The sequence below is a fragment of the Paenarthrobacter ilicis genome (assembly GCF_016907545.1).
In the GTDB taxonomy this organism is placed as follows: Bacteria; Actinomycetota; Actinomycetes; order Actinomycetales; family Micrococcaceae; genus Arthrobacter; species Arthrobacter ilicis.
This window is the reverse complement of record NZ_JAFBCD010000001.1, coordinates 2,578,864-2,598,699: the sequence shown is the minus strand read 5'-3', so window position 1 is coordinate 2,598,699 and position 19,836 is coordinate 2,578,864. Positions and strand designations below refer to the sequence as shown.

Annotated in this window: 12 protein-coding genes; 10 read left to right on the top strand and 2 right to left on the bottom strand. The window is 61.8% G+C overall.

From position 1 onward, the window contains the following. The first annotated feature begins 52 nt into the window (after positions 1-52). The 4 genes from JOE60_RS11835 to JOE60_RS11820 are packed head-to-tail and all read left to right on the top strand — an operon-like array spanning position 53 to position 8,432. Positions 53-694, top strand: coding sequence for an SAF domain-containing protein (locus JOE60_RS11835; protein ID WP_167263138.1), 642 nt, complete (start codon positions 53-55; stop codon positions 692-694). Then, complete coding sequence (locus tag JOE60_RS11830; protein WP_167263137.1) at positions 691-2,010, top strand: AAA family ATPase; 1,320 nt, start codon at positions 691-693, stop codon at positions 2,008-2,010. Before JOE60_RS11835 ends, JOE60_RS11830 begins: the two co-directional genes overlap by 4 nt. Positions 2,011-2,067: 57 nt before the next feature. Next, the gene (locus tag JOE60_RS11825; protein WP_167263135.1) at positions 2,068-6,924 is read left to right on the top strand and encodes an NAD-glutamate dehydrogenase; all 4,857 of its coding nucleotides are present in this window, start codon (positions 2,068-2,070) and stop codon (positions 6,922-6,924) included. A gap of 32 nt (positions 6,925-6,956) precedes the next feature. Further along, positions 6,957-8,432 (top strand): sensor histidine kinase, encoded by a 1,476-nt coding sequence (locus tag JOE60_RS11820; RefSeq protein WP_167263133.1) that lies wholly within the window; start codon positions 6,957-6,959, stop codon positions 8,430-8,432. A 90-nt stretch (positions 8,433-8,522) separates the two neighbouring features. Here JOE60_RS11820 and JOE60_RS11815 read toward each other — a convergent pair whose 3' ends face one another. Further along, entirely contained in the window at positions 8,523-8,771 is a 249-nt protein-coding gene (locus JOE60_RS11815) for a WhiB family transcriptional regulator (RefSeq protein WP_015937605.1), read from the bottom strand. Between the two features lie 238 nt (positions 8,772-9,009). Here JOE60_RS11815 and JOE60_RS11810 point away from each other — a divergent pair, with 238 nt between their 5' ends. After that, complete coding sequence (locus tag JOE60_RS11810) at positions 9,010-9,510, top strand: hypothetical protein (RefSeq protein WP_167263131.1); 501 nt, start codon at positions 9,010-9,012, stop codon at positions 9,508-9,510. On the opposite strand, the gene JOE60_RS11805 is transcribed toward JOE60_RS11810, so the two are convergent. Continuing rightward, positions 9,507-13,598 carry an FtsK/SpoIIIE domain-containing protein gene (locus JOE60_RS11805; protein WP_167263129.1) on the bottom strand — a complete coding sequence of 1,364 codons (4,092 nt, stop codon included), beginning with the start codon at positions 13,596-13,598 and terminating at the stop codon, positions 9,507-9,509. The two genes, JOE60_RS11810 and JOE60_RS11805, sit on opposite strands and share 4 nt — an antisense overlap. A gap of 170 nt (positions 13,599-13,768) precedes the next feature. Here JOE60_RS11805 and JOE60_RS11800 point away from each other — a divergent pair, with 170 nt between their 5' ends. The 5 genes from JOE60_RS11800 (at position 13,769) to JOE60_RS11780 (ending at position 19,835) form a co-directional block, all read left to right on the top strand. Further along, entirely contained in the window at positions 13,769-14,386 is a 618-nt protein-coding gene (locus JOE60_RS11800; RefSeq protein ID WP_167264161.1) for an acyltransferase, read from the top strand. Beyond that, on the top strand, positions 14,383-15,474 hold the full coding sequence (locus JOE60_RS11795) for a DegT/DnrJ/EryC1/StrS family aminotransferase (RefSeq protein ID WP_167263127.1): 1,092 nt from the start codon (positions 14,383-14,385) through the stop codon (positions 15,472-15,474). Before JOE60_RS11800 ends, JOE60_RS11795 begins: the two co-directional genes overlap by 4 nt. Continuing rightward, positions 15,474-16,460, top strand: a complete 987-nt coding sequence (locus JOE60_RS11790) for a Gfo/Idh/MocA family protein (RefSeq protein WP_167263125.1) — start codon at positions 15,474-15,476, stop codon at positions 16,458-16,460. Before JOE60_RS11795 ends, JOE60_RS11790 begins: the two co-directional genes overlap by 1 nt. A gap of 187 nt (positions 16,461-16,647) precedes the next feature. Next, positions 16,648-17,832 (top strand): UDP-galactopyranose mutase, encoded by a 1,185-nt coding sequence (gene glf / locus JOE60_RS11785; RefSeq protein WP_167263124.1) that lies wholly within the window; start codon positions 16,648-16,650, stop codon positions 17,830-17,832. After that, complete coding sequence (locus JOE60_RS11780; protein ID WP_167263122.1) at positions 17,829-19,835, top strand: glycosyltransferase; 2,007 nt, start codon at positions 17,829-17,831, stop codon at positions 19,833-19,835. Before glf ends, JOE60_RS11780 begins: the two co-directional genes overlap by 4 nt. Position 19,836: the final 1 nt, after the last annotated feature.

Here is a 19,836-nt window from a genome sequence, read left to right as displayed (position 1 = left end):
ATGGGGTGGCATGTCGCACGGCTTGCCGCAGCGCTTATTGGGGAGCACCAGCATGAGTTCGAGTCCGGCCGTTGCACAACGTTTGAAGAAGCCGTCATGGAAAGACCCTCGGTTGCTGATCGGCGTTCTTTTGGTGCTTGCGTCGATCGCCGGGGTGGTGGTGTTGGTGGGCTCTGCCGACAAGACCATTCAGGTCTTTGCCGCCCGCGAAGAGATCTCAGTGGGGCAGCCCGTCACTCCGGAGGATCTGATCGTGGTCGAAGTCCGGCTCGATGGCATCGAGGCAGGCTACTTTACCGTGGAGCAAGGCTTTGTTGACGGAGGAGTTGCTGTTCAGCGGGTGGGCAAGAACCAGTTGGTGCCTCAGGAAAGTATCGGCAAAGCTGACGCGCTGAATCGTAAGCCGGTGGCCATCGCTTTGGAAGAGGATCTCCCGCCGCAGGCGGTGGCCGGCGCCCGCGTTGATGTCTGGGTGGCTTTGCCGGGCTCTGGCAAGGCCTATGACGATCCGCAACTGCTGTTGCCAGGTGCTGAAATTGCACAAGTGACGTCCGGAGCAACAACGTTGGGTGCTTCCAGGGACAAGGTGATCCTCGTTTTGGTCACCGACCAACAAATGCCGGGCCTGTTGGGCGCCCTGGCGAACGAGGCCAAGGTCTCCGTGGTGTGGAACCCGGCGGGCGGCGTACTGTGAACCTCCCGGTCATCACGGTCGGTGAGGCGGGGGCGGATGTCGCAGGAGGGCTGGAGCGACTCCACGGTCCCGTGACGGTGGTCCGGCGGTGTTCCGAGCTTACCGAACTCATGGCAGCGTGCCAGAGCGGACTGGCCGTAGCTGCTGTCATCGTCGACGGCAGTGAGGAACTGACCACCACGCTGGTGGACCGATTGGCCGCGGTGGGTGTGTCAGTAGTGGCCCTCACGGACGATCCCGTGGAAACACGCCGTCTGGAATCCATTGGCGTTGTTGCGGCCGGCGTCGGAATCGATCCTTCCGGGTTGGCCGTGAAGATCGCTGAAGCAGTGGAGGGTGTGGGCTCGAACAGCAAGGCGGCGCCGCGGTTTGGTACGGGCGGATTCGCGGATCCGTCCGCCGCTGCGGATTTCGAAGCCATGGCTGACGCCGCGGAGGCGGAGGATGAGGCAGGTGAACCCGGTGAAGTCATCGCAGTGTGGGGCCCCATAGGCTCGCCTGGCAGGACGACTGTGGCGGTCAATATGGCGGCCGAACTTGCCGGCGCGGGCAAGAAAGTGGTGCTGGTGGATGCGGACAGTTACGGCGCGAGCATGTCGGCCGTGCTCGGCCTCCTCGAGGAATCTGCCGGTTTGGCGCAAGCATGCAGGCTCGCGGACCAGGGGATGCTCACCACCGCTTCCTTCAAGGCGGCCGCCGTCGAAGTCTTCACTCCGGCGGGCGCGTTTATGCTGCTGAGCGGCACTACCCGCTCTGACCGATGGACTGAACTGCGGGAAGGGGCGTTGACCGCCGTCCTTGAGATGGCCAGGCGATCAGCCGACGTCGTGGTGGTGGATACCGGTTTCTGCCTGGAGGCGGATGAGGAACTCAGCTTCGATACTTTGGCGCCGCGTCGCAATATCTCTACGCTGCGCAGCCTGGAAATGGCGGACACTGTCTACGCCGTGGGAACCGCTGACGCCATTGGGTTGCCCCGGTTGGTCCGCGGGCTGGCTGAGCTTGAAGCGGCTGTGCCGCAGGCATCCCCGAAAGTTGTGCTCAACAAGCTCAGGAGATCGGCCGCAGGCCGTTCGCCGCGGCTTCAAGTGGAGGAAGCCTGGAACCGGTTCGTGCCCGGCGCTGCGATAGAGGCCTTCCTGCCTGGCGACGATGCAGTGTGCGACGCGGCCCTGCTTTCAGGATCGGTGTTGCTTGAGTCTGCGCCCGACTCGGGCCTTCGCAGAGCCATCGCGGGACTCGTCTGTGCGCCTGAACAGCAAAAACGCGATTCTTTCAGACGTTCAACCAGAGCCCTTCACCGTCAGAAGCGTTAGGCTCACCATGTGGGCTGCAGAGTCGCAGCAATCAACTTGTGATGGAGGCGTTTGTCGATGTCGTCAGGATCCAGCGTGGAGGATCGGTCCGATGCAGCAGTTGTCCGGGAAGGATTTTTCGGTGACTACTATGAACACCTCGCTGAGGAGGATTCCAGGGCCTACTCGCCTGAATCGCTCATAGCAAGGGCCACCCACCACAAAACGGTGGCGCAGTCCCGCCGCCCCGGAAATCCTGTGGTGGACATCCACACGGAGTCCGATCGAAGCGTCGTCTACATTGTCAGTGACGATATGCCTTTCCTGGTTGACTCGGTGAACGCCGAACTGGTCCGCCAGCACTGTGCCATCCGCTTGGTGATGCACCCGCTGTTTGTGGTCAGCCGGAACAGGACCACAGGGGAACTTGCCGGCACCTCCCGCGTGCCGTCCAATGTGGGCATATCCAGTGGCGACACCGCAGCCCTTCCCAGCATCGCCCACCTCTTGGGAGACGGCGACAACGCCTCCCACATGGAGTCATGGATTGCTGTCGAGATTGACCGGGTCAGCGACGAGGTCCGGGAGCAACTGATTGAAGGTCTCCACCGGGTTCTGGGCGATGTGAAGGCCGCAGTCGAGGACTGGCCGCGGATGCGCAGTAAGGCCCTCGAGTTGGCCGAAGCCCTCGGAAGCGTTTCGCATCCCGAGCAGGTGGCCGAGCTCCGGCAAGCGCAGGATCTCCTGCGGTGGCTCGACAACGGCAACTTCACTTTCCTCGGTTACCGCGAGTACGACCTCGTCGATGACTCCGGAGAAGACGTCCTTCAATTGAGGGAGGACAGCGGCCTCGGCCTCCTGCGCGCAGGCGACACCACACGGCAGGTACAGCACCTGACGGAAGCTGGCCGCAAGCGTGCCCGCGAAAAGCGCGCACTGGTCATTACGAAAGCAAATTCCCGCTCCACCGTTCACAGGCCCGCCTACCTGGACTACATCGGTGTGAAGAGTTTTGACGCCATGGGCAACGTCAACGGTGAGCGCCGTTTCATTGGCTTGTTTGCCACCAGCGCTTACACCGGTTCCGTCCGGAACATCCCCATTGTCCGGGACAAAGTGGATGCAGTCCTGCGCAACGCCGGATTCCCCATCGACTCGCACTCGGGCAAGGATTTGCTGGGGATACTTGAAACCTATCCCCGCGACGAACTGTTCCAGATCGAGATCCCGGATCTCGCGGCGACAGCCACCGGCATTCAGCGGCTGCAGGAGCGGCGCCGCACCAAGCTGTTCCTTCGCCCCGATATCTACGGCCGCTTCATGTCCGCGGTGGTATATCTGCCCCGTGACCGTTACACCACCAGCGTCCGTCTCCGCATTGAGCAGGAACTTCGGGAGACGTTCCAGGCTGAGAGCATCGATTACGAAGCACGGATCACAGAGTCCGCACTGGCCCGCGTCTTTTTCAGGATCAGGCTCCCGCGCGCAGCTGAGCTCACCGACGTCAACGTCGAGGAGCTCGAAAACCGGCTCATGCGTGCATCAAGGTCCTGGAGCGAAGGAATTTCCGAAGTCCTGCGCGAACATCGTCCAGCCGCCGAAGCTGAACTGCTTTCGGGGCTGTGGGCTGAGGCCTTCCCGGCAAGCTACCGCGTGGACTACGAAGTCGAAGATGCACTGGAGGACATCGGAAGGTTTGAGAGGTACGGCGCGCAAGCAGAACGCGCTGGTCTGGACACCAAGAACACCAAGCCCGGCGTGCACGTCTACCTTCCCGCGGGCGCAGGCGAATCCTTGGAAGAGGATGCCCGCGTCAAGCTGTATCTCATGGAGCCCAAGAGCCTCAGCCAGATCCTCCCGTACTTCCACAATTTGGGCCTGGAGGTCCTGGACGAGCGGCCGTTTGAGATTGAGACGGCAGACAACAGGGATTTCTTCCTTTACGACCTGGGACTGAAGTACCCCAGCGGTGTTGACCCGGTGGGGACCGGTGAGCTCCTCAGCGAAGCCTTCGGGGCTGCCCTTACCGGATCGGTGGAATCGGACAATTTCGACCGCTTGGTACTCCGTGAAGGAATGCACTGGCAGCAGGTGGTGATGCTCCGTGCCTACGCGAAGTACATGCGCCAGATGGGCAACACCAATTCCTTCGGGTTCATTGCCGACACCCTTCTGGGCAACCCTGAAGTTGCCCGTGGACTGAACCACCTGTTCTCTGCCCGGTTCGATCCGAGTGTCCCCGAGGATGAGCGCCCCCAGCGACAGGCTGAAGCGCGGTTGGCCCTCACGGAATCCATCGATCAGGTCGCAACACTGGATGCGGACCGTGTCCTGCGGACCTTCGTTAATTTGATCGAGTCGACCCTCCGGACCAACTACTTCCAAAACAAGGGCTACGTCAGTTTCAAGCTGGATCCCACGTCGATTGACGGGCTTCCCTTCCCGCGGCCGATGTTCGAAATCTGGGTGTACTCCCCACGCGTGGAAGGTGTTCACCTGCGCTTCGGCAAGGTGGCCCGGGGTGGACTCCGCTGGTCTGACCGACGCGAGGACTTCCGTACCGAAATCCTTGGTTTGGTGAAAGCCCAGACCGTGAAGAACGCGGTGATCGTCCCCACCGGAGCCAAGGGTGGCTTCTTCGCGAAGAAACTTCCCAATCCGGCCGTGGACCGCGCAGCCTGGATGGCTGAAGGCATTGAAAGCTACAAGACATTCATCCGGGGACTCCTGGACATCACCGACAACCTCGTCACGTCAGGGGAGGAAGAGCGGCTTGTGCCGCCGTCGGACGTCGTCCGGCACGACGGCGATGATTCTTACCTTGTGGTTGCCGCTGACAAGGGCACCGCGACCTTCTCCGACACGGCCAACGGCCTCGCAGCAGAGTACGGCTTCTGGCTGGGAGATGCCTTCGCCTCGGGTGGTTCTGTAGGTTACGACCATAAGGCCATGGGTATCACCGCCCGCGGTGCATGGGAGTCGGTAAAGCGCCACTTCAGTGAGCTTGACCTTGATACGCAGACGGATGAGTTCACCGTAGTGGGCGTCGGAGACATGTCCGGCGACGTCTTCGGAAACGGCATGCTGCTGTCACAGCACATCAGGCTGCTGGCTGCCTTCGACCACCGCCACATCTTCCTGGATCCCACACCGGATGCAGCTTCTTCGTTTGCCGAAAGGGAGCGGCTGTTCGCCCTGCCGCGCTCGTCGTGGGACGACTACGACCGTTCGCTCATCAGCGCAGGCGGCGGCGTCTTCCCGCGCTCCGCGAAGGTTATCCCCGTTTCCGAGCAGGCGCGCAAAGCGCTGGGCCTGCCCGAGGGAACGACCCAGCTGAGCCCGCCGGAGCTACTCCGTGCGATCCTGCTGGCGCCGGCAGACCTTCTCTACAATGGCGGCATCGGCACCTACGTCAAGGCCAGCACAGAGACCCACGCAGCCGTTGGGGACAAAGCCAACGACGCCATCCGGGTGGATGGACGCGACCTCCGGGTCAAGGTGGTTGGCGAGGGTGGAAACCTTGGGCTGACCCAGCGCGGGCGCATCGAGGCTGCTCTTCAAGGTGTCATCCTCAACACTGACGCCATTGACAACTCGGCCGGTGTGGATTGCTCGGACCATGAAGTCAACATCAAGATCTTCGTTGACCGGATGGTGGCGGCCGGAAAACTGGACGCCAGTGAGCGTGCTTCCTTCCTGGCTGACATGACCGACGAAGTCGGGCGGCTGGTCCTGAAGGACAACATTGACCAGAACATCCTCCTACTCAACGACCGCACGCGTGTCTCCGAGTGGAGCCCCAGCTACGAACGTCTCATGGACTGGCTGGAGAAGTCCGCGGACTTGAAGAGGGACCTCGAGGCATTGCCCACCACCGACACCCTTCGGGCCCGGTTGGAGCAGGGCCAAGGCCTGACGTCCCCTGAGCTGGCCGTTCTGGCTGCCTACGCCAAGATCGAACTTGGGGCTGCACTCCGGGACAGCAACCTTTCCGATGATCCTTGGTTCGCAGATACCATCCGCGAATATTTCCCGAAGCAGCTTCGGGAGAAGTTCGACGCCGAACTGGACTCGCATCCGCTGAGGCGTGAAATCATCGCCACGGTGGTTGCCAACGACATCATCAACCTCGGTGGTATCACCTTCGCTTTCAGGGCCATCGAAGAGACGTCCGCAAACGAAGTCGCCGTGGCCAAGGCGTTCGTGGCCTTGCGCGAGATCTTTGACCTCGACCCCATGGTTGCCGAACTCAACGCTTTGCCGGCGTCATTCCCCACGGAGCACTGGAGCGAAGTACACCTGGATATCCGCAGGTTGCTTGACCGTGCGGTGCGCTGGGTCCTCGGCCAGGGCATGGCGTCCCAACCCATCGCCGACGTGGTGGATGCCTACAAGCCCATGCTCGCCCCGCTGCGTACAAAGCTGGTGAATTACCTGCGCGGCGAGGACAAGGTGCGCATTGCGGGCTGGCTGGAGAAGGCACAGGGGTGGGAACTGCCCGATAACCTCGCTCACAGGTGGGCGGAGCTGTTCGAAAGCTACGCGCTTCTTGACGTTGCACGGATTGCCCGTGCCGGTAATGAAAGCGTTGAGGACGTAGCGCACGTCTACTACACGGTGTTCAACCGGTTCCACGTGGATTCGCTGCTGGAAAGAATCAGTTCCCTTCCCCGCGACGACCGTTGGCAGGCCCTTGCACGCGCCGCGCTGCGGGATGACCTCTACTCAACGGTGGCGGACATGACGACGTCGGTCCTTGAGTCGACGCAGGACGGAACCTCGGCCGAGGATCGCCTGGGCGACTGGGAGGCGCAGAATGCCGAGCAACTGGGCCGGGCGAAGACCATGTTTGATGAGGTGAACGCCCTCGAAGCCGATGACATGGCTTCACTATCGGTAGCATTAAGGCTCTTGAGGTCAATCGTTCGACGCTAGGGGCAACACCCGGCGTCGCAAATGGAGGTGCAGTGGCAATCTTTACAGACCCCATCAGGGAACACGCTGATTTCGGGCCTGGAGATGCCGAATGGCTGCACCTCCTTGTCGGTGACTGGCAAATGGTGGCCGACTTGGCCTTCGCAGACCTGGCGCTGTGGTTTCCGCACCCGGAATTCGGGTACATAGCCCTCGCCCACGTACGCCCATCAACATCGCACACGGTGTTTCACGCGGACTTCGTGGGCGAGGGCATTCGATCCGACCTCAGGCCTTTGGTGGAGAAAGCGTGGAACAGCCGGTCCATTGAACGCTCCAGCGAAACCAGCTGGAGCAGCGAGATGGCTCTCCGGGTCGAGGCCGTACCCATGGTCCGCAACGGCAGGACGCTCGCCGTGGTCACCTCGCACATGGACTTGTCCAGTTCACGAATGCCGTCACGGTTGGAACTGACCTACCGGCAGTGCGCCTACGACCTCCTCCGGATGGGAACACTGGGATTGTGGCCCGATTTCGCCTCTCCCACGGGGTCGCGGCGGGGAGCGCCGCGTGTGGGCGATGGGCTCATCAGGCTGGATGCCGAGGGCGTGGTGCAATACGCCAGTCCCAACGGGGTTTCAGCATTCCGAAGGCTGGGTGAAGTTGAGTCGCTGGAAGGCCGCTCGCTTGCCGAAGTGACTGCAGGGCTGCTCAAGGACAGAAGAATGGTTGACGAGACCCTGCCCTTGGTGGTGACCGGGCGGATGCCGTGGCGCAGCGAGATTGAGTCAAGGGGAGTCAGCCTGTCACTGCGTGCCATACCCCTGCGTGATGAGCAGCAACGCTTCGGTGCGCTGGTCCTCTGCCGTGACGTCTCGGAACTGCGTAGGCGGGAGATGGAATTGGTGACCAAGGACGCCACCATCAGGGAGATCCATCACAGGGTCAAGAACAATCTTCAGACAGTGGCCGCGCTGTTGCGGATGCAGTCCCGCCGCATGGTCAGCGATGAGGCCAAACAAGGCCTGGAGCAGGCCATGCGGCGAGTTGCCACCATTGCGCTGGTCCATGAGACGCTGTCGCAAGGGCTGACTCAAAGCGTTGATTTTGATGAACTCATCGGACGCCAGTTCCGTCTGTCTGCCGAGGTGGCATCGCCATCCCAGCAGGTGCGGACCGAGCGATCAGGCCTCTTTGGGGAATTGCCAAGTGATTTCGCAACGCCTTTGGCGCTGGTCATCAATGAACTCGTGACGAACGCTGTCGAGCACGGCCTGGAGGATCGCACGGGAACCGTGTGGTTGTTGGCCGATCGGGCCGCTGGTGATGGTGACGACGAATTCCTGACAGTGACAATTGCCGACGACGGCATCGGCCTGCCGGAGGGGCAGTACACCGAGGGCCTGGGCTTGCAGATCGTGCGGACGCTGGTCACGAGCGAGCTCGGAGGGTCCATTCAGTGGCGACCCCGGGAAGGTGGCGGCACCGCCGTCGAAATTGTGTTGAACCTGAACCTTGCCCGTACCTGATCACCGCTGGTGTGGTCTTGGATCATGGTGATTAAATGACGGAAGGCCGTGGACCCCGGGGTCCACGGCCTTCCGTCCACACTTGGTATGTCAGGACGCGCGACGTGCCCTGGCGGCGCGACGCTTCAGGGCGCGGCGCTCGTCTTCACTCATGCCGCCCCAGACTCCGGCGTCCTGGCCGGACTCCAAAGCCCACTGCAGGCAGGTGTCCACAACCGGGCAACGACGGCAGACGCTTTTTGCTTCCTCGATCTGGAGAAGTGCTGGCCCCGTGTTGCCGACTGGGAAGAAGAGCTCCGGGTCCTTTTCGAGGCAGGCTGCGCGATTACGCCAATCCATGCTGATCAGTCACTCCATTCGTGAGAACTAGTAGGCCCTTTTGTGAAAACATTCACGAGAGGTACCAAAGGAAAGGGGCCCGCATGGGCCCCCTTGGTCGTCTGAGTCAAGCGTTTCATGTTAACGCCTTGTAAACAAGGGGTGTTAGAGGTTGAAATGCCCGGAATCCGTGAGCGATGCATCACATCAGTCGCCAGTGCCCTCACTGCTAGATGACTATCTCCGGTAGTGTGCCAGTGTGTCAAGACCTCCCGTAAACCCTGCCTCATCCGCTCCGGAACCTGACGGAGAAGAGCCCTCTGCAACCTCCACAACAGCTTCGTCCGGCCTTAACCGTGCCGAAGGCAAGCCACTTGGTATCGCAGTAATCTCCGTCGTTGTCCTTCTCGAGGCTCTCGCGCTCCTGGGCGCCGCCGCCTGGTACGCCTTTGAGCTGATCAGCGGCGCCCCGGTATTGACGTTTTGGGGGGCCATCTTCACCCTGGGGCTGCTCCTGGCGTTCTCCGCGTGGTTGTTTGCGGTGGGGCATTATCTTTTCCGCGGATACCGATGGACGCGCGCAGCTGCTTTGGTAGCGCAGCTTTTTGTTCTCACTATTGGCTTTCCAACGCTCACGGGTGGCCTGATTCTGCCCGGCCTGGCGATGATTGTGCCCCCGTTGGCTGCCATCGTGTTCCTCTTCCAGAAAGATGTCATCGCTTACGCCTCACGCACAGGCGGCACATCCGCAGCCCTCTAAGTAGTCGTGACGGCGGTTTGAAACGGAGTTACTCTCCGCTTTTGAATGATGTAGCCGCGCCCGGCTGGCCCCAATTGGTCAGCAATCACCCGCGTGCCCAGCAGTTCAGCGTCGTGCGGTGTCCTTGGCTGCAGAATCACGCCGCATCCCGACGTTCTGATCTGGTGGGCCAGCGGCATCTGGTGGACCAGCGACGCTCCGGTTGTCGCTGCAAGGACCACTCCCCGGATTTTGCCGAATAAGGCTTCCAACGCCTGCCGCCCCTGCGCGTCCAGGAACTCGGCGTCGTCCATCTGCAAAATGCTGTCGGGATCCAGAACTCCCGCGGTTGCCCGTCGCGCCAGTGAGCAGACATAGGAAGTCCTCAATCCATCACCCTGGGGAAACAGCCAAGGGACAGCTGGATTGAGTGTTCGCAGGGACTCCAGCAGCGTGCTTTTCCCTGAAAGCGGGCTGCCCAGTACGGCGCAGACTGCACGGTCGGGTAATGGCAAGGCCACAGGGCTGGCTGTATCACCCCCGACGCCGACCCACAGGGGGCCACGTGAGCCTCCTGACGTGACACTGAGGCTGCCGCTGCTGACCGGCCAGGGCAGCGGCTGGACGAGGAACCCATATTTTGCAGCCTCGAGTTCGCGGAACGGCCACGGCACGGTGGCCGGAGGCATCCTGAACTGCGCCACCTCCGTCCGTCCTCCCGAGATCGCCCCTGTGATGGCGGCCCTGCCCACCACAGACGCCATGTCCGGTAACCGCGGCCAATGGAAGCGGGACTCATCCGTTGATCCACAGGGGAAATATGCACGGCTTGCGATTTCCCCGAACATGCGGGAGCCAAGAAGCTCCCGCCCACCGGAGATGAGGACCGAGATGCCTCTCGACGGGCCGTCGCGGACTATGTCATGCAGAGTCTCCTCCATCCAGCTGTACTGTCCGTTGCGGGCCGTGGTGACCCATGAGCACCAGCCACTGATGAGAAGAGCCAGTGGCGGGTTGGCCCCGGTAACGGATGGTGAGCTCCGCCGGCGTTCCATTTCTGCTTTGATGAGGTGCAGAACCCGGCCTGCTACCGGCAGGTCTGCCAGTGTCGCGCGGGCGCCGAGCACCTCATCCGAAGCGATGTCGTCCAGGAGGCCGGCCCCATCAAGGGCATAGACATGGGGGCGGCTGCGGTGCGAGACCACCATTGCGGCGACGGCCCGGAAACACTGGGACATACCACTGGCGTCGTTTCCTATCAGGGCCAGATGCCCGTCCACCCAGGGTGACCACAACAGCGGGTTCACTGACTGCTGCGCAGGTACGTCCACGAGGCCGAGCATCAGCGCCTCGGCGGATACCGCGGCGGCCGCTTCTGATGGGTCGTCGCCGTCGGTGCCGGCAACCTCTTCAGCCCAAGACAGCGCTGCAGGCAGTGACGGGGCTACTGGAGGCCGTGGCGGTTGCTTGCCGGAACCGGCCCACAGTCCACGCGTGATGCGCACGACCCTCTCCATCTCGTTCTCCGTGGCCGCTGGGCCACCCGGACTCCTGCCCACCGTTGTACCTGATTCCGCGAAGAAACCGCATCGTTCCAGGGCTTCCTGTGTGCACTGAACGACGGGAGGCGGCATGGCAGGGAAATGGTCAGCAGCCGCGGAACCGTCCATCGTCGCCGTCTGGAATTCCTCCGGGGCGCTGGAGGCCTTGGCGAAGAATGCCCGCCCTGGCAGATCCACGCTGATCAGGGCGGCGGCCTTATGCCCAATAACATCGTGGGAGTCCGCTTCGGACTGAACACGAAGGGCGATGCTGGACGTCACATTGGCCCGGATATCGGATGTGAGCGCACCCTGTGGCCGTTGGGTTGCCATCACCAAGTGAATACCCAGTGAGCGCCCAATGGTTGCGAGCCGCATGAGTTCCCGCAGTGCGCCAGGCGCATCGTCCACCAACATGCGGAACTCATCAATGACAAGGATCAGATAGGGCAGGGGCGAGGAGGTTTGCAGGGTGGAGCGCTGGTACTGCGCAAGGTCCACCACATTGGCCAGCGCCAGTTCCTTCTCCCTATGCTTGACTTCGGCGCGGAGCGAGGTCAGGGTCCGGTCCAACTGATGCTCTCCGAGGTCCGTCAGAAACCCCACGCAATGTGGAAGTCCGGATAAAGCTCCCAGCCCCGAGCCTCCTTTGAAGTCCACCAGAAGGAAGGTCGTGTGGTCCGGTGGGTAGGTCAGTGCCATGGAGGCCACCAGCGTCCGCAAGAGTCCGGATTTCCCGGCGCCCGTGGTTCCTGCCACCAGCAGATGCGGACCGTCCCGATGGAAATCGAAGGTCATCGTCCTGTCACTGCCCCTGCCCACTGCCGCTACAAGTCCTTCTTTCCTGGGGGAATGCTCCCAACGGCGGAGTACGTGGCGGGGACCCATCCCAAGAAGGTCCTCGAGGGTGCAACGGTCCGGGATACCCGGCAAGACGTCGGCGCCTGCCGGTGCCCTGGCAGCTGCCCTGCGGCAAAAGGCATCGAAGACGGTTGCAGGGACCAGATCCGGAGTGAACGTCCGGGGGCCTTCACCGTTGTCCAGTGTTGCGGAGGTGCCGGACGTTTCCAGGGTGATGGACGTGCCGCCGAACGTCCTGGCGGCGGAGGCGTCGATGACCCGCCATCCTGCCTGGTGGAATGTCTCCACCAGTGGTGGCATTGATCCCGTGTGGATTTGAGGGTGGTCGTCAATCAGGATCAACTGCCCCTTTGTCTTTCCGCCGCGTGTCTTTCCGGTGCGCCCACGGAGAAGGGAAAGAGCGGAGGCATGGTTGGTGGCCAGATGCGTTCCGGGCAGGAACCTTGCGCAGAGGGGCAAACGGTGCACGGGACCAACCACGATCACCTGCTCTTTTTCGGACCCTGGCTGACTGGCGAACTGCATGAGCATAAACCGGAGGAGCGCGTCTACATGGTGTTGGGGTCCTTGGAGGTTGACTGCGTTCTGTCTCGGATCCAGGGTCAATGCCGCACGTCCTATGGAGGGCGGCCGGAAGCCCGGATCGTGCGGCAGCAACCGGATGTTGGCCACGGCTTCGGCAGTGCCCAGACGGATCCAGCCGGTCCGGCCCGCCCCCGGCTCGGGTTCATTTGGAATTCCTTTTTCCGGCCGGCCATCAAGTCCCCCTTCCGTGTCAGCCGCTGTCAACCCGGGGAGGTCCTTGGAGCCGAGGCAGGACATGACCAGCTCTGCAGCGGACGGAGAGCAGCGTTCCCGCCGTTTAACGTCGGCGCAAACAGCTCGGGCAACCGCCTGCGCCCGGTCCCGGCGTCCCTTTCTGCCGCTAAGAACGGGGAGCAGCATGGTGAGGGCGGAGATGGCGGTAAATCCCAGGAACATCCAGGAGCCCGTGAAGATCAGCAGAGCGATGCCCGCAATGATGGGGGCTCCGGCCAGGGCTACCAGCGCGGCGCGGTTCCGTTCGGGTGAGTCATGCTGCACTTCCAGGGGACGTTCCACAGAGAAGCCCGCTTGATGTCGCAACGCGTCGGAGGCGGTGGCCCCCGGCTCAATCCCGAAGTCCGAATTTGCGCAGCGGATCTTTGAGGCGGACGACACCGGGGATTGCCGCCGCACGGGTCTTCCTTCCAAGAACGTGGACGCAGCACCCTTAAGCGTGCTCAACATCATTGCTGTACCGGAGATGTCGAGGACTGCGTGCTGACGGGACATCCCTGCGTCGGGCACCGTGATATCGGCCTGACCACGTCCGATAGTGAACCTGCCCCGCTCCAAGCTGAAGATGGAACCGGCTGCAGGACCCGAATGTGTCAGCAGCATAAGGGGAAGTGGGGCGGCATCCGGCTTGGGAAAACTCTGTCCCGGATAGCTATCCACAACAGCTCCGTCAACCACGACAGCTCCGTGGACCAAGGGCGGTGTGCCGACACTTAGATTGGCGAGAGGCTGCCCTGCCACGTTGAGCAGGCCGGTTCCATATGCCTCGCGGATCAAAGCCTGGACAGTCTCCCCGGGGGTGCCCGCCGGGACAGCAATAGTCAGTTCCTGGGGCAGGGCCGCCACACCGGAGGCGGGGGTCCGTACAAGGGTGCATTCCAAGGCCATCGTCCGATCCCTTCCAGGTCATCGCCATTTCCAATGACGCTAGGTCTTGCTTCCGATGGGGTCATCAAGTGTTCTGCCCTATGTGGACAACGCGCCCGGCTTTCCACGGATACGGGCCTGCTTGACGCCGGGGCCTGGTCTCTCAGCTAAGATGAATTCCGTTGTCGCGTGTGCTCAATGAGGAAGGACCTTCACCGGTGATAGTGGTTGCAGACAGCGCCGATGTTTCAGACAAGGCGGTAATTGGTGATGGATCCAAGATCTGGCATTTAGCCCAGGTCCGCGAGCAGGCAGAATTGGGCGTCAATTGCATCGTCGGGCGCGGGGCCTACATCGGCACCGGCGTCAAGATGGGTGACAATTGCAAAGTCCAGAATTATGCACTTGTCTATGAGCCCGCTGAACTCGAGGCAGGCGTCTTTATTGGACCGGCTGTGGTGTTGACAAATGACACCTACCCGCGTGCTGTGGGCCCGGATGGCGGTTTGAAAAGCGCTCATGACTGGGAGCCCGTAGGCGTGACCATCCGCGAAGGCGCTTCAATAGGTGCCCGCGCAGTGTGCGTTGCACCGGTAACCATTGGACGGTGGGCCACCGTTGCGGCGGGAGCTGTCGTTGCCAAAGACGTCCCTGACTTTGCCCTGATGGTGGGCGTCCCCGCCAAACGCCACGGTTGGGTGGGCAAAGCAGGATTCCCCCTCAAGCTCAGTGGTGAGCACTGGGTATGCCCCGAAACCGGCGCCAAATATGTAGAGCAGAACGAGATTCTTCGAGAGGTAGAGGCATGAGCCCCGAATTCATTCCCCCCGCAAAGCCCATCATTGGCGACGATGAGCGGAAAGCGGTAGACGCTGTTCTGGCATCCGGCCAGCTTGCACAAGGCTCAGAGGTGGCCTCCTTCGAGGAAGAATTCTCGCAGGTACTTCTGGACGGCCGCGCTGCCGTTGCAGTCAACTCAGGTACCTCAGGCCTGCACCTGGGCCTTCTGGCTGCGGGCATCGGTCCCGGCGACGAAGTCATTGTTCCGTCCTTCACCTTTGCAGCCACGGCCAACTCTGTAGCGCTGACCGGAGCGACACCCGTCTTCGCAGACGTTGATCCTGACTACTACACGTTGGATCCGGCGTCCGTGGAATCCAAGATCACTGACCGCACAGCTGCCATCATGCCGGTCCACCTTTACGGCCACCCGTTCGACGTTGATGGCATCGGTGCGCTCGCCACCAAGCATGGCGTCAAGGTCTTCGAAGATGCAGCACAGGCCCACGGTGCAGCGGTCAACGGACGCAAGGTGGGCACCTTCGGCGATTTCGCCATGTTCAGCCTTTACCCCACCAAGAACATGACATCGGGCGAGGGTGGAATGGTCAGCACGGGCCTCAGCGATGTTGAGCGCCGTCTCCGGCTGCTCCGCAACCAGGGCATGGAACGCCAGTATGAAAATGAACTGGTCGGTTTCAACTGCCGTATGACCAACATCCACGCCGCCATTGGCCGTGTGCAGCTGACCAAGGTTGAAGGCTGGACCAAGACCCGCCAGGACAACGCCGCCTTCTTCGATGCCAACATCGAAGGCGTGGTGACACCCAAGGTGGCCGAGGGCTACGAGCACGTGTACCACCAGTACACGATCCGCATCGCTGAGGACCGCGATGGTTTCGCCAAGGCGCTCCGCGAGGAATACAACGTCGGCTGCGGCGTGTACTACCCCATCCCGAACCACCGCCTTGCGCCCTTCCAGACGTCGGATGACCTGCCCGTCACCGAAATCTCGGCAGCCAGCGTCCTCTCGCTTCCGGTACACCCGTCCCTGAGCCAGGATGACCTGGAACGCATCGTCGCGGCAGTTAACGCAGTGGCAAAGGCAGGCAGCTAGTGGCGAATCTACGCGCAGGCCTCATCGGGTTGGGCATGATGGGCCGCCACCACGCCCGGGTTATCCGTGAGCTCGACGGCGTTGACTTGGTAGCGGTGGCGGATTCCTTCGGCGATCCCCACAACGTCGCTGATGGGCTGCCTGTCCACAACACCGTTGAGGAATTGATCGCCCAGGGAATAGACCTGGCCGTGGCGGCCGTGCCGACCATCCTTCATGAGGAAGTTGCCCTCCAGCTCGCTGAAGCAGGCGTGCACTGCCTCGTTGAGAAGCCCATTGCCAACGATTCCGCCTCCGGTCGGCGCATTGCCGAAGCTTTTGAGTCCAAGGGCTTGATTGGCGCAGTGGGACACATTGAGCGGTTCAACCCTTCCCTCCAGAGCCTTCGGGAGCGGTTGGAAAATGGCGATCTCGGTGATGTCTACCAGATTTCCACCCGCCGGCAGGGGCCGTTCCCTGCGCGGATTGCCGACGTTGGGGTCGTCAAGGACCTGGCAACGCATGACATTGATCTCACTGCATGGTTGGCCCAGAGCAACTTCGTCAACGTCGTTGCCCACACCACCTCCCGCAGCGGCCGCGAGCACGAGGATATGGTCACGGCGATCGGCCACCTTAAGAGTGGAGTGGTGACCAACCACATCGTGAACTGGTTGTCCCCCATGAAGGAGCGGACCACGGTTGTCCTGGGTGAGCGCGGAGCGTTCATCGCCGACACCATATCCGCTGATCTGACTTTCGTGGAAAATGGCACGTTCCAGACCGACTGGGATTCTGTTGCTGCATTCCGGGGTGTCTCGGAGGGTTCGTCCACGCGATTCGCCCTGGCAAAGCGCGAACCGCTGAAAATGGAACACGAAGCTTTCCGGGACGCTGTGCTCGGAAAATCCATGAACATCGTCACCATGGCCGAAGGGCTGGAGACTCTGAGGGTGGCTGAAGCGGTCCTGGAATCAGCGAAGTCCAACACGGTGATCTCGCTCTAGGAGAGCGTTTTACCATGCGTTTCGAAGGGAGGCTGGCCACGGGCCGGTCTCCCTTTTGGCATTTGGGCAGCAGCCGCCTGGTTGGCCAACGGCTGCGCCCGATACAGGGAACCCCAGTCTTGTCGGGTAGCCTTGACCAGTAGACGTGGGCATTTCTGTGCCCGCACGCCAATACACAGGAGAGTTTGTGAACGCTGATCTCGTCGTCGTCGGCTCGGGTTTCTTTGGCCTGACCATCGCAGAACGCGCCGCTACCGAGTTGGGGCTGAAGGTCGCGGTGCTTGATCGCCGCCACCATATTGGAGGAAACGCCTACAGCGAAAACGAAGAGAAGACCGGAATCGAGGTACACCGCTACGGTGCGCACCTCTTCCACACTTCCAACGAACGTGTATGGGAATACGTGAACCGCTTCACCAAGTTCACCAGCTACCAGCACAAGGTGTACACCAACCACAAGGGCGAGGTGTACCCGATGCCCATCAACCTGGGCACCATCAACCAGTTCTTCCGGTCGGCTCTGAGCCCGTCGGAAGCGAAGGCCCTCATCGCTGAGCAAGCCGGTGAGCTGGCGGGAACAGATCCCCAGAACCTGAACGACAAAGGCATCCAGCTCATTGGCCGGCCGTTGTACGAGGCGTTCATTAAGCACTACACCGGCAAGCAGTGGCAGACGGATCCCAAGGACCTGCCCGCCGAGATCATCTCGCGTCTCCCGGTTCGTTATAACTACGACAACCGCTACTTCAATGACACCCACGAGGGCCTTCCGGTGGACGGCTACACCGCGTGGATTGAGCGGATGGCGGATCACCCCAACATTGAGGTCATCCTCAACGCGGACTTCTTCGACGACGGCGAGTACGGCCGCTCGTCGGTACTTGGCCAGGTGCCGGTCATCTACACCGGTCCCGTGGACCGCTACTTTGACTACGCAGAAGGCGACCTGTCGTGGCGAACCATTGACCTGGAGGAAGAAGTCCTCCCCATCGAGGATTTCCAGGGCTGCGCGGTCATGAACTACCCGGATGCCGAAGCGGCCTACACCAGGATCCACGAGTTCCGCCACTTCCACCCCGAGCGCGACTACACCAAGGACGCAACCGTCATCATGCGCGAATTCTCGCGCTTCGCCGAGAAGGGCGACGAGCCCTACTACCCGGTGAACACCTCTGATGACCGCCAGAAGCTTCTGGCCTATCGCGACCTCGCACGCGGCGAGAAGTCGGTGCTGTTCGGTGGCCGCCTCGGCACGTACAAGTACCTGGACATGCACATGGCCATCGGGTCGGCATTGTCCATGTTCGACAACAAGATCAAGCCGCACTTCACCGGCGGCGCAAAGCTTGAAAGCGGGGGAGTGGACGCGTGACCACTACTACCAACAAAAGCCAGGAGGCAGGCATGACTGCCGACCAGTCCACTGAAAGCGGCGCCCAGCAGGGCCTGCGCATCGTCCAGCGCGTTGTGTTCCCCGCCAACCGGGACCTGGATACGCTTCCGCTCTATGTCGACCCGGACACCAGCAAGGTGCAGAAGGACGACGGCGGCAGCAGCGCCGTCGTGCAGGCAGTTGGCATGACCCGCAAGCTGCACCCGGAAGACATCCTTGACCGCGGCTCCGTCCAGGTCCGCAGGGGCGAGCGTCTGTCCTTCGGTTCTTACTTCAACGCGTTCCCCGCCAGCTACTGGCGCAAGTGGACCGTGGCAACCAAGACTGTCCTTCACCTGGACACCGAGGGCGAGGGCACGGTTATTGTTTACCGTTCCAACGCCCGCGGCGCTGCGCAGCGTGTGGACTCGATCCTTGTAGAGGGCGCATCCAGCAACGACTTCGAGTTGCCCCTCGCTCCCTTTGGCGACGGCGGCTGGTATTGGTTCGACCTGATCGCCGGCGGCGACGGCATGACGCTGAAGAGCGCGCACTGGGCCGTGCCCGATGAGGGCCGTCCGCAGGGCAAGGTCACGCTGGGTGTCACCACCTTCAACCGTGCCGACTACTGCCTTGAGACCATCAAGTCCATTGATGCGGACGCAGGGCTTCGTGAGATCCTTGCCGAGCTCATCATCGTGGACCAGGGCAACAAGAAGGTTGCCGATGAGGCAGGCTTCGATTCCGTGGCCGAGTCCATGGGCGAGCAGTTGCGCGTCATCAACCAGGGCAACCTGGGTGGTTCCGGTGGGTTCGCCCGCAACATGTACGAGATGCTCGTGTCCGACAAGAGCGATTACGTCATGCTGCTGGACGACGACATTGAGCTGGAAACCGAGGGTGTCATGCGCGCTGTCGCGTTCGCTGACCTCTGCCGGAAGCCCACGATCGTGGGTGGCCACATGTTCGACATGTACAACAAGTCGGTTCTCCACGCCTACTCAGAGGTAGTGAACTTCTACCGCTTCCTCTGGGGCCCGGTGGAAGGTCTGGGCAACCACGACTTCTCTGCGGCCGGCCTCCGGTCCACCCCGCAGCTTCACAGGCGTTGGGACGCGGACTACAACGGCTGGTGGATGTGCCTCATCCCCAAGACCGTGGTGGAAACCATTGGCTTGTCCCTCCCGGTCTTCATCAAGTGGGACGACGCCGAATACTCCCTGCGCGCCCGCGCAGCTGGATTCCCCACGGTTACGCTCCCGGGTGCCGCAGTGTGGCATGTCTCCTGGGCGGACAAGGACGACTCCGTTGACTGGCAGGCGTACTACCACGAGCGCAACAGGCTTATTGCGACATTGCTTCACTCGCCGTTCCCCAAGGGTGGACGTATCCTGCGCGAAAGCCTGAACGCGGACGTCAAGCACTTGGTATCCATGCAGTACTACCCCGAGCAGGCACGCATCATGGCTCTTCGTGATGTCCTGGCGGGCCCGGGGAATCTGCACGATCAGCTACCCACCATGATGCCGAAGCTTCGCGCCATGCGTGACGAGTTCCAGGACTCGCAGATCAAGACGGATCCGTCAGCCTTCCCGGAAGTTTTCCGCAAGCGTCCCCCGAAGAAGCCCCAGTCCTACAAGCAGCCGGGTGCGCTGGGCCTGCTTCCCTGGGCCGTGAAAACCGTCCTGAAGCAGGCGTTGGCTCCGGTCCGCGACTCTGCCAAGGTCAACCCTGAAGCGCACGTTGCGCACCAGGATGGCAAGTGGTGGAGCCTGGCACATCTGGACAGCGCCGTGGTGTCCAACGCCGATGGCACTGGTGCGTCCTGGCACCTGCGTGATCCCCAGCTGGCCCGTCAACTGGTGGTGGAGTCAGCGAAGCTCCACGCACAGCTTTTCTCGAACTGGGAGACCCTGCGGACCCAGTACCGTGAGGCCCTTCCGGAGATCACCTCCATGGAATCCTGGCGGAAGACCTTTGAAGCGTCGGAGCCCACCAAGTAGC